The organism is Nonomuraea sp. C10 (genome assembly GCF_008017515.1).
GTDB classification, from domain to species: Bacteria; Actinomycetota; Actinomycetes; order Streptosporangiales; family Streptosporangiaceae; genus Nonomuraea; species Nonomuraea ferruginea.
In genome coordinates this window covers 1,570,194-1,582,918 of the sequence record NZ_VPFF01000003.1, presented here as the reverse complement: position 1 = coordinate 1,582,918, position 12,725 = coordinate 1,570,194, and the positions used below count along the sequence as shown (strand labels likewise).

Here is a 12,725-nt window from a genome sequence, read left to right as displayed (position 1 = left end):
AAGGAACCACCGCATGATCGCGCGTACGTCCCGCTCTTTCCGTCCGATGGCCGCCGTCCTGACCGGGACACTCCTGCTCGCCGGCTGCGGCGCGCGGATCCAGGACGGTACGGCGTCCGTACGGAAGGTGACCGTCAACCGGTGCGGCGAGCAGGTCGAGTACACGACGCCGGCCCGCGCCGTCGTGTACGAGGCGGGCAGCGCCGACAAGCTGTTCGCCCTCGGTCTCACCGAGCACGTGCACGGCTACGTCATGCCGCCCGCGAACCCTCCGGTCGAGGAGTCCCCTTGGGCCGCCGAGTACGCCGAGGTCGAGTTCCTCAGCGACGACCTGCTCAACCGCGAGCTCGTGGTGGACGCCAGGGCCGACTTCGTGGTCGCCGGCTGGCGTTCGGGCTTCAGCGACCAGCGCGGTATCACCCCGGCCATCCTCGACGGGCTGAAGATCCAGAGTTTCATGCACGCCGAGTCGTGCTTCAACTATCCCGGCCATCCCGAACGGGTCACCCCCTTCGAGGGCCTCTACACCGACCTGGAACGCCTCGGCCGGATCTTCGGCGTCGAGGACCGGGCACGGGCCCTGGTCGCCGGATACCGGGAGCGCGTCGAGGCGGTGCGGGCGCGGGCGCCGAAGGGCGACCCCGTGCCGGTCTTCCTGTACGACTCCGGCACCGACAAGCCCTTCACCGCGGGCGCCCAGGTGCCGCCCAACGACATCATCCGCTTCTCCGGCGGCCGCAACGTCTTCGCCGGGCTGGACGCCCGCTGGAGCGAGGTGACCTGGGAGGCGGTGGTCGAGGCGCGGCCGGAGGTGATCGTCATCCTCGACTACGGCGACAAGCCCGCCCGGGAGAAGATCGCGTTCCTGAAGGAGTTCCCCGCCACCAGCGCACTGCCCGCGGTGGTCCACGACCGCTTCTACGTCCTCGACTACAACGAGGGCATCAGCGGGCCGCGCAACATCGACGGTCTGGAAGGCTTCGCCGCCTACCTCCGCGACCTGGAACGGTGACCGGGCCCACCGTCGTCAGGGGCGCCCCGCCAGGGTCAGCCGCAGGGCGAACTCCGCGTAGGTGTCCGCGACCTCCTCGGGTTCGTACGGCATGGCGGAGTCGTACCAGTTGGCCACCCGCATCCCCATCCCGCTGATCGCCGTGACCGCCAGGAAGGCGTCGGGCACGTCGAAGACGCCCTCGCTGATGCCCTCGTCGAGGATGTCGATCAGCAGCTGGCGGCCGTCGGCGCGGAGCATGAGCGCGGGGCCGGCCAGCTCGGCGGAGAGGGCGTGCAGTTCGTTGTTGGCGACCACCGCGAGCATGGGGAACTCGGCGTGGACCAGGACGTGCGCGCGGGCCACGCGGCGCAGGCGCGCCTCGGGGTCCGCCGGCCCCGTGGAGGCCGCCTCGACGAGCCGGCGGTGGTGCTCCTCGTGACCGATGCGGACCAGCTCCGCCAGGACGTTCTCCTTGGCGGGGAAGTGGGAGTAGAGGGTCGCCGAGCGGATCCCGCAGGCCGTTCCGAGGTCGCGGATGGACGTGCCGTAGAAGCCCCGCTCGGCGAAGAGCAGCAGCGCCTCGCGCAGGATCCGGCCGGAGGTGCCCTCCAGCAGGACGTGCTCCGGGAGCCGGACCTGGGAGGCGGCGAACCGTCGCTGGGTCGCGAGTGCTGCCGATCGATCGTTAGTCACGACCTCATTCTGCCGTGAGGTCGCTCCGGCTGGTCTCCTTCAGCGCCAGCGTGCAGGCGAGCGACACCAGCAGCGAGGCGCAGACGTAGGCCGCGACGGCCCAGATCCCCCAGGCGGCGAGCAGGGCGGTGGCGATCAGCGGGGCGAGGCCGCCGCCGAGCACCGCGCCGATCTGCCCGGCGACCGAGGCGCCGCTGAAGCGCACGGCCGTCGGGAACTGCTCGGCGATGAAGGTGATCAGCGGCGAGTACATGATGGTCACCAGGCCGAAGGCGAGCGCGTAGGCCAGGTAGATCAGGGTGGCGCCGCCGGTGGCCAGCATGGCGAAGAAGGCGAAGCTGAACAGGGCGGTCAGGGCGGAGCCCGTCACGATCATCGGGCGGCGGCCGAAGCGGTCGGAGAGGCTGCCGCAGAGCGGGCCGAAGACGATCACCATGACCGAGCCGATGGCCACCGCGACCAGCGGCACCTGCGCCGGGTGCCCGAGCTGGGTGCCGGGGCGCGAACTCGGTGGTCATCAGCACCGCGCCGGTGACCTCGCCGCCGGACCAGGGCGGTCATGAAGCCGTAGAGCAGGAAGTCGTACTGCTCGATGACGGTGCCCACGAAGCTGCCGATGGTCACCCGCAGGAGGGCGGGTCTTGGCCGGCTTTCGACGGTCATGGGGGGTTCTTTTCCGAGCGATCGATCGGTAGGGCGAACGTAGCCTACCGATCGATCGGCAGGAAGATCAGCGGGGGACGCGGGCGTTGCGGCGGACGTCCGACCAGGTGACGCTGTCGACGCAGATGCCGCAGTTCGGCCCGTAGAACAGGGCGCGGGCCTGGAGGTCGTCCATGAGCTGGAAGCGCCACCAGGCGGTGGTGGGCGCGGCGAACGGGCCGGGGTCGCCGACGACGGTGAAGTGGTCGGCGCCGCGCACCTCGCCGTAGATCGCCGGGATGTGGTCGGCGGCGTTGTAGAACGCCTTGACCAGCGCGGGCCAGACGATGGAGTCACGCTGGCCGGCCATCAGGAACGCGGGGCCGTGGACGTCGTCGATGTCGGCCAGCGGGCCCGGCTGGATGGGCAGGATGGTGTCCACGCGGGAGTCCGCGCCGACGACGATGACGGCCGCGCCGCCCTGGGAGTGTCCCGAGGCGCCGATGCGGGTCAGGTCGACCTTGCGGTGGAAGACGCTCGACGGGTCGGCGTCGCGCTGGGCGAGGGCGTCGATCCCGGCGCGCATGGAGATGCCGAGGTTCGACATCGGGGTGTTGGCGGCGGAGACGATGAAGCCGTGGCTGGCCCACTGCAGGAGCAGGTCGCGGTAGACGAGCGGCGCGCCGCCCGTGCCGTTGCCCCAGACGATCACCGGGTGCCGGCGGTCGCTCCCGGCGATGTCGCGGGGGTAGTAGAGGGTGTTGACCGCGCCGATCTCGACGGCGGTGGCGTAGGGGCCGGGTGCGCCCCAGTTCGTGGTCGCGGCACTGGCGGGAGCCGTGCCGAGGGTGAGTACGAGGAGCAGGGGGATGAGCAGGCGTCTGAACAAGGCGGCCTCCTGGCTGGGGGTTCACCCGCCATCCTGGTTGCGCCGGGGGCCGCCGTCTTTGCGCACTTGGGGCAAGGATTGACGGTGCGGTTTGGGCAATGTGACGATCCCGGGATGTCCGACCTCCACAGCCGGATGGCCCCGAGGGTGCGGGAGCTCACTTCCGCGGTGGTCGCCCGGTGCGCCGCCGAGATCCCGTTCTACCGGGACCTGCCGCCGGAGATCCTGAGCGGTGAGGTGACCCGTTCGGTCTCGGCCGTCCTGGCGATGCTGCTGCGCACGCTCCGCAGGCACGACGCGGTGGGGCCGGGCGATCTGACGCGCATCATCGAGTGGTCGGCGCGCCGGGCCGAGGAGCGGCTGCCGCTGGAGGCGGCGGTGAGCGCCTACCTCATCGGCGCCGAGGTCTGGTGGCGGGCGCTGACCGAGGCGGCCGGGCCCGGCGAGCTGGCCGAGGCCGGTGAAGGGCTGCTCGGCTACCTGCGTACGGCGATGCCCGCCGTCGCCCTGGCCCACCAGCAGGCGCAGGAGGACATCAGGAGCGAGGACAAGCGGGTGCGACGGGCGCTCATCGGCGCGCTGCTGAGCGGCCGGCCGTACGAGAGCCTGGCCGAGGCGGCGGGCGTGGAGGTGGGCCAGGCGCACGAGGTGGTGCTCTTCGACTTCGGGCAGCCCGCGCCGCCGGCCCGGCTCGTGCAGTCGGCGATGGACGCGCACACCGGGTCGCTGGTGCTGATGGACCACGTCGACGGGGTCGCGCTGCTGCCTGACGGGTGCCCGCCGGAGCCGCTCGCGGACAGGCTGGCCGACGTCGTGGGACGGCCCCTGCTCGTCGCCGCGGCGCTGGCGGAGGAGCCCGCGCGCATCCCGGAGGCGGCGCGGGAGGCCCGCGCGGTGATGGAGCTGGTGCGCAGGCTCGGCAGGCCGCCGGGCCTCTACCGCTTCGACGACGTGCTGCTGGAGCACCAGCTCGCGCGGCCGGGCGCGGGCCTGTCACGGCTGGCCGCCAAGCTGGCGCCGCTCGACGGCCATCCCCACCTGCTGGAGACGTTGCGCGCGTTCGTCCACCGAGGGCACAACCGCCGCCGGACCGCGCTCGACCTGCACATCCACCGCAACACGCTCGACTACCGGCTGCGGCGGGTGAGCCTGCTGACCGGGCTGGATCTGGCGGTGCCCGCGCAGGCGCGGCTGCTGGAGGCGGCTCCGGCGTCGTCCACGCCCCCAGGGACGAGGAGCTCAGGATCTGGCTAGATCGCGAGCGGTGACCAGCCCGGCAAGTCGAAGACCATGACGGGCCGGGAGGAGTCCCACCGCTGCCAGCCCGGGTCGCCGGTCTTGGCGAAGGCGACCCAGGCCCGGTGCATGGCGTCGGCCAGCTCCTGCGGGGCGTCGTCGCCGGCCAGCTCACGGCAGTGCCGGAGGTTGTCGAAGACGAAGCCGATCTCCAGGCCGTGGCATGCGCCCAGGTCCATGACCGGTGAGCGCCAGGCGAACTCGTAGACGTGGGCCCGTTCCACGGAGTCGGCCAGGCGGTTGAGCGGGCCGCGCATGAGCAGGTCGGTGGCCATCTCGCCGAGGATCTCGCCGGGCCTGGCACCGGGCCGGGCGGACCTGTAGAGCCGGGCGGCGCGGGCGGGGATGCGGAACTTCAGCAGGGCCAGGCGCAGGGTCAGGCGGCTGACCCGGTCCACGGCGCCGGTGGGCACGAACCAGAGGCGGTACTCCTCCCGGTTGGCGCCGATGAGGAGGTCGGCCTCGACCGGGGCGGCCCCGGGCTCGGCCACGATGTGGAAGGCGGGGCCGCCGGTGATCGGGTTCGCCTTGCCGACGACCTCGGCCTGGGTGTCGAGCAGCCGCTCGCGGTCGACGGCGGCGAAGGCCCCGGCCGTGGCGGGGACGCCCAGCTCGGCCGCCATCAGCTTGACGATCTTGGCGGCCTCCTCGCGCGTGGCCGTGTGCGGGGGGCCGCTCTGCATGATCGCCCGGTGGAACAGCCTCTTCGCCCGCGGGCTGGTGAGCAGCGCCCCGATGCTGATCGCCCCCGCCGACTCGCCGAACACGGTGACGTTGCCGGGGTCGCCGCCGAAGGCCGCGATGTTGTCGCGTACCCATTCCAGCGCGGCGACCTGGTCGAGCAGGCCGCGGTTGTCCGGCGCGTCCGGGAAGACGCCGAAGCCCTCCACGCCGAGCCGGTAGTTGATCGAGACCAGCACCACCCCGTCGCGGGCGAAGGCGTGGCCGTCGTACAGCGGCATGCTCGACGAGCCGTTGCGCAGGGAACCGCCGTGGATCCAGACCATCACCGGGCGGGCGCCGTCGTCCACGCCCGGTGTCCAGACATTCAGGTTGAGGCACTCGTCGCCGGGGATCGGCTCCTCGGGGATGAGCCGGTCGAGCGGCGGCCGGTAGGGACGCTTGGGCGCGGTCGGCCCGAACCGCAGCGCGTCACGGACCCCCTCCCAGGGGCGCACGGGCGCGGGGGCGCGGAAACGTTCGGCCCCGAAGGGAGCGGCCGCGTAGGGGATGCCGCGGAAGACCGGGATCCCGTCCTGGAGATGGCCACGCACCTTGCCGTGCCGGGTGACCGCGATGATGTCCATGGCCCGAATCCTACCGATCGATCGGTCGGAAACAAGGCGCCTACAGGCCGGTCATCACGAGGCTCATGTAGTACCAGTAGCCGCTGCCGAAGATGTGCTGCGGGATCTCCTGGACCTCGCCCGTGGCGAGCGTGGCGCAGGTGAAGCCCCAGGCGGTGACCGAGCCGAGCACGTCGCCCTGGCCGACGACGGGCAGGGTGACCTCGCGCAGGCTGAACAGCGCCGACCCGGTGGTGCCGATGGTGGTGGCCGGGTTGGCGAAGTTGCCGGAATAGGCGCGGTCACCGTTGTTCATGGCGACGTACCGGCCGCCGCCGGGGTACATGTACCCGGCGAGGTTGATCCGGATCTCGTCGCCGTTGTTCTCGTCGGTGTCGTAGGCGTCGACGAAGTTCAGCTCCACCCGACAGGTGCCGGCCGTGCTCGTCGCGGCGGCCGGGGCCGCGGACACGGCCAGGCCCACCGTCAGCGCGAGCGCGAGGACGAGCTTGTGAGATCGCATGCCGTTACTCCCTCTGGTCGACCGGCGTTCCACGGCGAAACGCGGGCAACCTCAGGGTGCGGCAGGCGGTGTGGCAGGTCAGTGGCCGAATGCACACTCCGTCCGTGCCCTTCGGCGCGGTGAGCCGTGTCAGTGTGCGGTGAGCGCCTCCGGGCTGCCGGCGTACAGCTCCAGGTGCCGGCGGGCGCTGGCGGTCCACGTGTAGCGGTCGGCCAGGCTCAGGCCCGCGGTGCGGAGCCGGGCGCGGAGGGCCTCGTCGTCGAGCACGGCCGAGAGCGCGCCGGCCAGCGCTCCCGCGTCGCCGACGGGGGTCAGCAGGGCGTCGCGGCCGGGGACCAGCCACTCCCTGAACACCGGGATGTCGCTGGTGACCACGGGAAGACCGGCCGCCATCGCCTCCAGGGCGGCCAGGCCGAACCCCTCCTTCACGGAAGGGAACGCCAGCACGTCCGCCGCCGCGTACCACGCCGCCATCTCGCCCTCGGGCACGGTGCCGAGTTCGACGACGTCCTTGCCCAGGGTCAGGCCGAGGGCGTCCAGGCTCGCCAGCACCTTCTCCCTGTAGGCGCGGTGGTCCTGGAAGGAGTGGCCGCCGAGCACGGCCAGCACGGGCGGCGGCGTACGCTCGCCGACCAGCCTGGACAGCGCGGCCACCAGCGTGTCGCTGCCCTTGCGCGGCTCGATGCCGCCGACGGACAGCAGCAGCGGCCGGTCGGTCGCGCCGACCCGGGCCCGCAACCGTGCCACGACCTCCGGGGAGTGCCGGCTGTAGCGGGCCGGATCCACGCCGTTGGGCACCACGTCGGCCAGGACTCCGTAGTCCTCCCGCAGGATGTCCTGCCAGATCTTGGTGACCACCAGGATCTGGTCCGGCTCCAGGATGGCCTGGCGCTGGCAGTCCATCAGGATCTCGCTGTCGAAGTCGTCCACGTGGTGGACGGTGCGGACGACCCTGCTGGGGATCCCGGCGTCGCGCACGCGGGCCGCCGCACGGGCCGCGATGCAGTCCTGGGTGTGCAGGATGGGGTAGGCGGAGGCGAGGTCGGCCAGGGCCGCCTCCAGGGCGTCGATGTTCGCCGCGACCTTCTCCTCCAGCCCGCCGGTGGTGACGGGCGCGGTGACGACGTGGGTCGGGGCGGCGACCGGCCGGAAGAACCCCTTGCCCGGGTCACCGAGTCCGACGATCAGGACGTCCTGGCCGAGCGCGTGCATCGCCTCGCCCAGCGCCAGCGTGTGCGCGACGCCGCCCCTCGGCCGGGTGCTGTAGGTGATCAGGGCGACGGGAGGAAGGCGGAGGTGTTCTGTCACCGGTGGGACTCCGTTAGTTCAGGGCGGCGGCTCGCGATGGCCGCCGCCGTGTACGCGGCGCGCGCCGCGGTCTCGGTCACCAGGCAGCCGATCCCCTCCAGCGTCGCGCGCTGCCTGGCGTAGCCCTGGGGATCGGTGTCGGAGCCGAGGACGTACGCGACGACCTGCGGGCCGCCGTCGGCCATGATCTCGCCGAGCACCGGTGCGAGCTGCCCCGCCGGGTCCTCGTGCGAGCCGTAGCCGAGCACCACGTCGAGCAGCACCACCGCGACCTCGGGATCGCGGGCCTCCTGGCGGAGGATCTGAATGCGGTTGCCGGGGTCGATCATCGGATGCGGCCTGCCGACGGTGTACTCCTCCGCGCCCAGGTCGAGCAGCACGTTCGCGCCGGGCGGGGCGGGGACCGTGTTGCCGGGCAGGAGCGGCTCGTTGGAGTACACCTCGCCCAGCAGCTCGTTGATGATCACCTGGGCCTCGTAGCAGAGCGTTCCGCCGGAGTAGTAGCCGCGGACGGTGCGCCGCTCGTCGCCCAGGGCGCCGAGCCGCTCCTCCACCTGGGCGCGCAGGCCTTCGGAGGTGGCCGGGGGCGTCTTGCCTGCGAGCCGGGCGGCGGTGAGCGCGCCCTCCTCCAGCGTCCGCGCCATCCGCACCCCGGACGGCGGCTCCATCTCCGAGAGGCCGAGGAACGCGGCCACCGCCGGGGTGGACCCGCACTCTTCCAGCACGCTGTGGGCGACCGCCTCGCTCGGCGGCTTGGACACCAGCAGGATCACCTCGGTCTCGGGGTCCTCGTCGAGAGCGCGCACGGCCGCCTTGGCCATCCGCCCGCCGATGGCCTCGGACAGGTCACGGCCGCCGACGCCGATCACGTGCGAGACGCCGACGCCCCAGCGGTCGAGCAGGGCCGACACCTCCTGCGCCCCGGTGCCGGCGGCGGCGACGACGCCGACCGGCCCGCGGCGTACCGCGTTGGCGAACCCGAGACCGGTGCCGGAGATCACCGCGGTGCCCGCCCCCGGCCCCATGACCAGCAGGCCGAGCTCGTTCCCCCGCTTCTTGAGCTCCGCTTCCTCGTCCAGCGAGACGTTGTCGCTGAACAGCAGGACGTGCAGCCCCTGGGAGAGCGCGTGGTGGGCCTCCAGCGCCGCGTAACCACCGGGCACGGAGACGATCGCCACGGACGCGTCCGGCATCTGCGCGACGGCTCCGCTGACGGTGCGGGGCGCGGCGGCGGCGGCCTCACCGGACTCGGCGCGGGCGTCCTCGAACGCGGCCTGCTCGCCGGCGGCGAGCGCGGCCTCCGCCGCGGCCTCGTCACCGGCGCGCACGGCGAGTACGAGGTCGTTCGCCCCGGCCTGGCCGACGGACTCCGCGCCGAAGCCCTCGGCCTCCAGGTTCTCCCGGCCTGAAGGCGTCGCCATCACGGCACCCGCCCAGGTGACGCCGCCCTGTTCGGCCATGACCGAGGTGGCGACGAGCAGCCGGAGCGAGTCGAGGTAGGTGTCACGGACGACGCGGACGCGGGCGAGGTTGTCGTGGGTGCTCATGCGATGCTCATTGCTTCTTCGCTCATTGCTTGCTCGGGAACGATGTGCGTGCCGACACGGTTCTGCGGGTCCAGGGCTTCGAGCATGCGCTCCGCCGAGGTGATGACGGTGGTCCCGCCGCTCTCCCGTACGAAGTCGGTGGCCGCCCGGATCTTGGGCCCCATGCTCCCGGCCGGGAACTGGCCCTCGGCGAGATACCGCTCGGCCTGCGCGAGAGACAGCTCGTGGACGGCGCGGGCCCGCGGGGTGCCGTAGTCGACCATGACCGCGTCGACCCCCGTCACCAGGATCATCATCGTGGCCTTGAGTGATCCGGCGAGGCGTGCGGCCGCCGAGTCCTTGTCGATCACGGCGTCCACGCCGTGATAGCGGCCCTGATCGTCACGGGCCACGGCCACTCCGCCGCCGCCGGCGGCGAGGACCACCTTGCCGGCCGCGAGCAGGGGCGTGACCGCGGACAGCTCCAGCATCTCGGTGGGATGGGGCGAGGGGACCATCCGCCGGAAGCCCCGCCCGGCGTCCTGTCTCATCTCCCAGCCGCGCCGCTCGGCCATGGCCGCGGCCTCCGTCTCGGTGAAGAAGGGGCCGATGGGCTTGGTGGGCGTACGGAAGGCGGGATCGTGCGGGTCGACGACCATGTGCGAGATGAGGCCGACGGCCGTGCCCGGCCCCCGGATGGTGTCGATCGCGCGCACCAGGACGCTGCCGAGCTGCCCTTGTGACATCGCGTTCAGCGAGTACAGCGGCTGCGGTGGCACCAGATCGACGCTCCCCTCCTGTTGGATCGCCAGATGGCCGACCTGCGGGCCGTTGCCGTGGACGACGACCACCGACCAACCCGCCTCGCATAGGTTCGAGATCCCCGACGCCATCTGGGCGGCGTTGCTCTCGATCTGCTCGGCTGTACCCGGCTGATCCGCGCGGGTCAGGGCGTTACCGCCGACAGCCACCACAGCTACGTTGCTCACTGCTTGGTCGCCCCTACCTCAATATCCGATACTAGATGTAACGTTTAGTATAGTGAACTGTCCAGGAGGAAATATCAAATGTCCGAGACTGAGGGTGTGCGTGACCCAGGACCCGCACCCGACGCCCGGCAGGCCGCGAGCGAGCTTCTCCGCCTCTGGACCGCGGCCGCGGAGCGGGCCTTCGCCGGAAGCGCCCACCAGCCGGACATCTACCTCAGGACCACGCGCCTGGTCGGCGCGGTCGCGCAGCGGCTCCGCGAGTCCGGGCGGGGCCTCGAACCGCTGGTCGAAGCCTGGGCCGAGCACCGCGAGCTGGTGCGCCGGGTGGTCGAGTCCAGCGAGCTGCTGACGTCCGACGGCCTGGACGTCGAGGCCGTCGCGGGCGCCGCGTTCGCGATGCGTTACCGGGAGGCGCTCGAGGAGGTCACGCTGGACGACCGCCTGGCCGCCCTCGCGCAGGCCGCCCCGGGCGCCGGATGGCTGGTGCTGGAGGAGTCCGGCTACCGTCCCGGGGACCCGTTCGTCCCGTACCGGCGGCTGGAGGTCGACCCCGCCACCGGGCGGGCGCTGCTCGTGACGACGCGACCGGACGAGACGTTCACCGTCTGCGTGCACACCGTCGAGCGGGGGCGCATCGACCTGGAGACCGGCCGGCTCGCCTCAGGCGAGCCCGGCGACGGGGGACACGTCCTTCACGAGGCCGCCTCCGCGGAGGAACGGGAGGTGTGGGTGACCCGGCTCAAGGACTCCTGACGAGACACGCCACAGACCGGGCGATTGTGGGCATACCCGGTCATTCACTGACGCCTAGTTGCCACTCCCTACATTCTTTCTATAGTAGTCAAAGAGTAGTTTCCTATAGTAAATGCGTCATCCTTCATGGCGGTCTAGCCGAGCACCGTTAAGAGTCGGCCCGGACAAGGAGCCACATCATGACCGAGGCACCCGACACCCACCGGACCCTCGACCAGGAGGAACTCGCCGAGTTGATCGCCCGGTTGCAGAGCCGGGGGTTGCGGACCGAGATCTCCATGGAGGCGCGGAAGGGCGGCGCCGGTCCCGCCGACGCGGGGATGCTGTGGATCGACGGAAGCCCGGCCACGGTTCCCACCACGGCCGACTACGTGCGTGACTCCCCGTATGCCCTGCGGCAGGAGGACGACGGTTTCGGCATCTACGAGGGCTCGGTCCGGTTGGCGGACGCGGCGTTGGCTCCCCGGCCGAAGTACTACGACTTGAAGACGGCCGACGGCGTCCCCTACTGGCAGATCGCGCTCATGCACCTGGACTCCATGGCCAGCACGGTGCTGCAGACCTGCGCCTACTGGGGCAACTCCGACCAGTGCACGTTCTGCGGGATCGGGGTCTCCCTCGCGGCCGGTCGCACGATCGCCAAGAAGACGCCCGAGATGCTCGCGGAGGTGTCGGTGGCGGCCCGCGACCTGGACGGCGCCGTCGACGCCACGCTCACCACCGGCAGCACCGCCACCCCGGACCGCGGCGCCCTCTACGTCGGCAGGTGCGCCCAGGCCGTGAAGGAGGCGTCCGGGCTGCCGGTGCAGGTCCAGTTCGAACCCCCGTCCGACCTCGACGTGATCAACCGGGTCCGCGGCATGGGCGTGGACTCCGTCGGCATCCACGTGGAGACCTTCGACCCCGAGGTGCTCGCGCGGGTCGCGCCGGGCAAGGCGCGCTGGGGCATCGAGGCGTACTTCTCCGCCTGGGAACGCGCGGTCCGGGTCTTCGGCGAAGGACAGGTCTCGACGTACGTGATCCTCGGCATGGGCGAGGACCCCGACCTCACGGTGGACATGTGCCGCCGGGCGGTGGACATGGGCGTCTACCCGTTCATCGTCCCGCTGCGCCCGGTCCCGGGCAGCCTCATGGAGGACGAACGGCCCCCGTCAGCGGACTACGTCGAGGGGATCTACCGGCAGGTCGTCCCGCACATGCTGCGACGCGGGCTCACCGCCACCGGGGTCATGGCGGGATGCGCACGCTGCCAGGCGTGTTCGGGGCAGGCCGCCCTGGAACGTGCCGGTTCTGGTTCGACGAAGGGTGGGGTGCCCGATGGGCGCGTCTCTCTCCCGCTCGTTTTCTGACCAGGCCGCGCCGCATCACGTCTGCCGTACGGTGACGGCGGCGGAGGAGCTGGAGGAGCACCTCCGGATCCGGCGATCGGTCTTCGTGGCGGAACAGTCGCTGTTCGAGCAGACCGACCAGGACGAGTTCGACCGCGATCCCAGCGTCCACCACGTGCTCGCGTTCGCCGACGGCGTGCCGGCCGGCACGGTCCGGCTGTACCGCTACCCCGCGCCCGACGGCGAGAGGCTGTGGAAGGGGGACCGGCTCGCGGTGCTCCCGGAGTATCGGCACCTGTGGCTGGGGGGCCCGCTGGTCAGGTACGCGGTGGAGACCGCCGCGGCCGCCGGCGGCGCGCGCATGATCGCGTACGTCCAGCTCGGCAACGTGAGCTTCTTCCGGCGGCTCGGCTGGTCGAAGGTGGGCGGCCCGGTCGCCTACGTCGGCGTGCCCCACCAGCAGATGAGCATCGACCTGACGTGATCACTTCGTACGTC

Annotated in this window: 14 protein-coding genes; 5 read left to right on the top strand and 9 right to left on the bottom strand. The window is 71.9% G+C overall.

Annotation, left to right across the window (positions count from 1 at the left end):
- Positions 1–13: 13 nt before the first annotated feature.
- Positions 14–1,012 carry an ABC transporter substrate-binding protein gene (locus tag FR742_RS39130; RefSeq protein WP_148036251.1) on the top strand — a complete coding sequence of 333 codons (999 nt, stop codon included), beginning with the start codon at positions 14–16 and terminating at the stop codon, positions 1,010–1,012.
- Positions 1,013–1,027: 15 nt separating this feature from the next.
- Here the strand turns inward: FR742_RS39130 and FR742_RS39125 are convergent, their stop codons facing one another.
- From FR742_RS39125 to FR742_RS39110, 4 genes are all read right to left on the bottom strand, one after another.
- Positions 1,028–1,687: a TetR/AcrR family transcriptional regulator gene (locus FR742_RS39125; RefSeq protein ID WP_148036250.1), complete on the bottom strand. Its 660-nt coding sequence runs from the start codon at positions 1,685–1,687 to the stop codon at positions 1,028–1,030.
- 4 nt (positions 1,688–1,691) lie between these two features.
- Entirely contained in the window at positions 1,692–2,156 is a 465-nt protein-coding gene (locus FR742_RS39120; protein ID WP_148036249.1) for an MFS transporter, read from the bottom strand.
- On the bottom strand, positions 2,117–2,350 hold the full coding sequence (locus tag FR742_RS39115) for an MHS family MFS transporter (RefSeq protein ID WP_148036248.1): 234 nt from the start codon (positions 2,348–2,350) through the stop codon (positions 2,117–2,119). The genes FR742_RS39120 and FR742_RS39115 overlap by 40 nt, the downstream gene beginning before the upstream one ends.
- A 67-nt stretch (positions 2,351–2,417) precedes the next feature.
- Positions 2,418–3,218: an acetylxylan esterase gene (locus FR742_RS39110; RefSeq protein WP_148034951.1), complete on the bottom strand. Its 801-nt coding sequence runs from the start codon at positions 3,216–3,218 to the stop codon at positions 2,418–2,420.
- A gap of 114 nt (positions 3,219–3,332) precedes the next feature.
- Here FR742_RS39110 and FR742_RS39105 point away from each other — a divergent pair, with 114 nt between their 5' ends.
- Entirely contained in the window at positions 3,333–4,472 is a 1,140-nt protein-coding gene (locus FR742_RS39105) for a CdaR family transcriptional regulator (protein ID WP_148034950.1), read from the top strand.
- Here FR742_RS39105 and FR742_RS39100 read toward each other — a convergent pair.
- From FR742_RS39100 to FR742_RS39080, 5 genes are all read right to left on the bottom strand, one after another.
- Complete coding sequence (locus FR742_RS39100) at positions 4,469–5,821, bottom strand: carboxylesterase/lipase family protein (protein WP_148034949.1); 1,353 nt, start codon at positions 5,819–5,821, stop codon at positions 4,469–4,471. The genes FR742_RS39105 and FR742_RS39100 overlap by 4 nt on opposite strands.
- Before the next feature lie 40 nt (positions 5,822–5,861).
- Complete coding sequence (locus tag FR742_RS39095; protein WP_148034948.1) at positions 5,862–6,323, bottom strand: hypothetical protein; 462 nt, start codon at positions 6,321–6,323, stop codon at positions 5,862–5,864.
- Positions 6,324–6,452: 129 nt separating this feature from the next.
- Complete coding sequence (locus tag FR742_RS39090; RefSeq protein ID WP_148034947.1) at positions 6,453–7,631, bottom strand: MSMEG_0565 family glycosyltransferase; 1,179 nt, start codon at positions 7,629–7,631, stop codon at positions 6,453–6,455.
- A complete protein-coding gene (locus FR742_RS39085; protein ID WP_148034946.1) occupies positions 7,628–9,178 on the bottom strand; it encodes a protein FdrA in 1,551 nt (516 codons plus the stop codon). The genes FR742_RS39090 and FR742_RS39085 overlap by 4 nt, the downstream gene beginning before the upstream one ends.
- Positions 9,175–10,128, bottom strand: a complete 954-nt coding sequence (locus tag FR742_RS39080) for a carbamate kinase (RefSeq protein WP_222709210.1) — start codon at positions 10,126–10,128, stop codon at positions 9,175–9,177. Before FR742_RS39080 ends, FR742_RS39085 begins: the two co-directional genes overlap by 4 nt.
- Before the next feature lie 114 nt (positions 10,129–10,242).
- On the opposite strand from FR742_RS39080, the gene FR742_RS39075 reads away from it, so the two are divergent.
- From FR742_RS39075 to FR742_RS39065, 3 genes are all read left to right on the top strand, one after another.
- The gene (locus tag FR742_RS39075; protein ID WP_148034944.1) at positions 10,243–10,899 is read left to right on the top strand and encodes a hypothetical protein; all 657 of its coding nucleotides are present in this window, start codon (positions 10,243–10,245) and stop codon (positions 10,897–10,899) included.
- A 179-nt stretch (positions 10,900–11,078) separates the two neighbouring features.
- A complete protein-coding gene (locus FR742_RS39070) occupies positions 11,079–12,248 on the top strand; it encodes an MSMEG_0568 family radical SAM protein (RefSeq protein WP_148034943.1) in 1,170 nt (389 codons plus the stop codon).
- The gene (locus FR742_RS39065) at positions 12,217–12,711 is read left to right on the top strand and encodes an MSMEG_0567/Sll0786 family nitrogen starvation N-acetyltransferase (protein ID WP_148034942.1); all 495 of its coding nucleotides are present in this window, start codon (positions 12,217–12,219) and stop codon (positions 12,709–12,711) included. The genes FR742_RS39070 and FR742_RS39065 overlap by 32 nt, the downstream gene beginning before the upstream one ends.
- Positions 12,712–12,725 lie beyond the last annotated feature (14 nt).

Excerpts from the sequence above, each read along its gene's own strand:
- FR742_RS39085 (WP_148034946.1), bottom strand. The coding sequence starts at position 9,178 with ATGAGCACCCACGACAACCTCGCCCGCGTCCGCGTCGTCCGTGACACC.
- FR742_RS39070 (WP_148034943.1), top strand. The coding sequence starts at position 11,079 with ATGACCGAGGCACCCGACACCCACCGGACCCTCGACCAGGAGGAACTC.
- FR742_RS39115 (WP_148036248.1), bottom strand. The coding sequence starts at position 2,350 with ATGACCGTCGAAAGCCGGCCAAGACCCGCCCTCCTGCGGGTGACCATC.
- FR742_RS39095 (WP_148034948.1), bottom strand. The coding sequence starts at position 6,323 with ATGCGATCTCACAAGCTCGTCCTCGCGCTCGCGCTGACGGTGGGCCTG.
- FR742_RS39105 (WP_148034950.1), top strand. The coding sequence starts at position 3,333 with ATGTCCGACCTCCACAGCCGGATGGCCCCGAGGGTGCGGGAGCTCACT.
- FR742_RS39100 (WP_148034949.1), bottom strand. The coding sequence starts at position 5,821 with ATGGACATCATCGCGGTCACCCGGCACGGCAAGGTGCGTGGCCATCTC.
- FR742_RS39130 (WP_148036251.1), top strand. The coding sequence starts at position 14 with ATGATCGCGCGTACGTCCCGCTCTTTCCGTCCGATGGCCGCCGTCCTG.
- FR742_RS39065 (WP_148034942.1), top strand. The coding sequence starts at position 12,217 with ATGGGCGCGTCTCTCTCCCGCTCGTTTTCTGACCAGGCCGCGCCGCAT.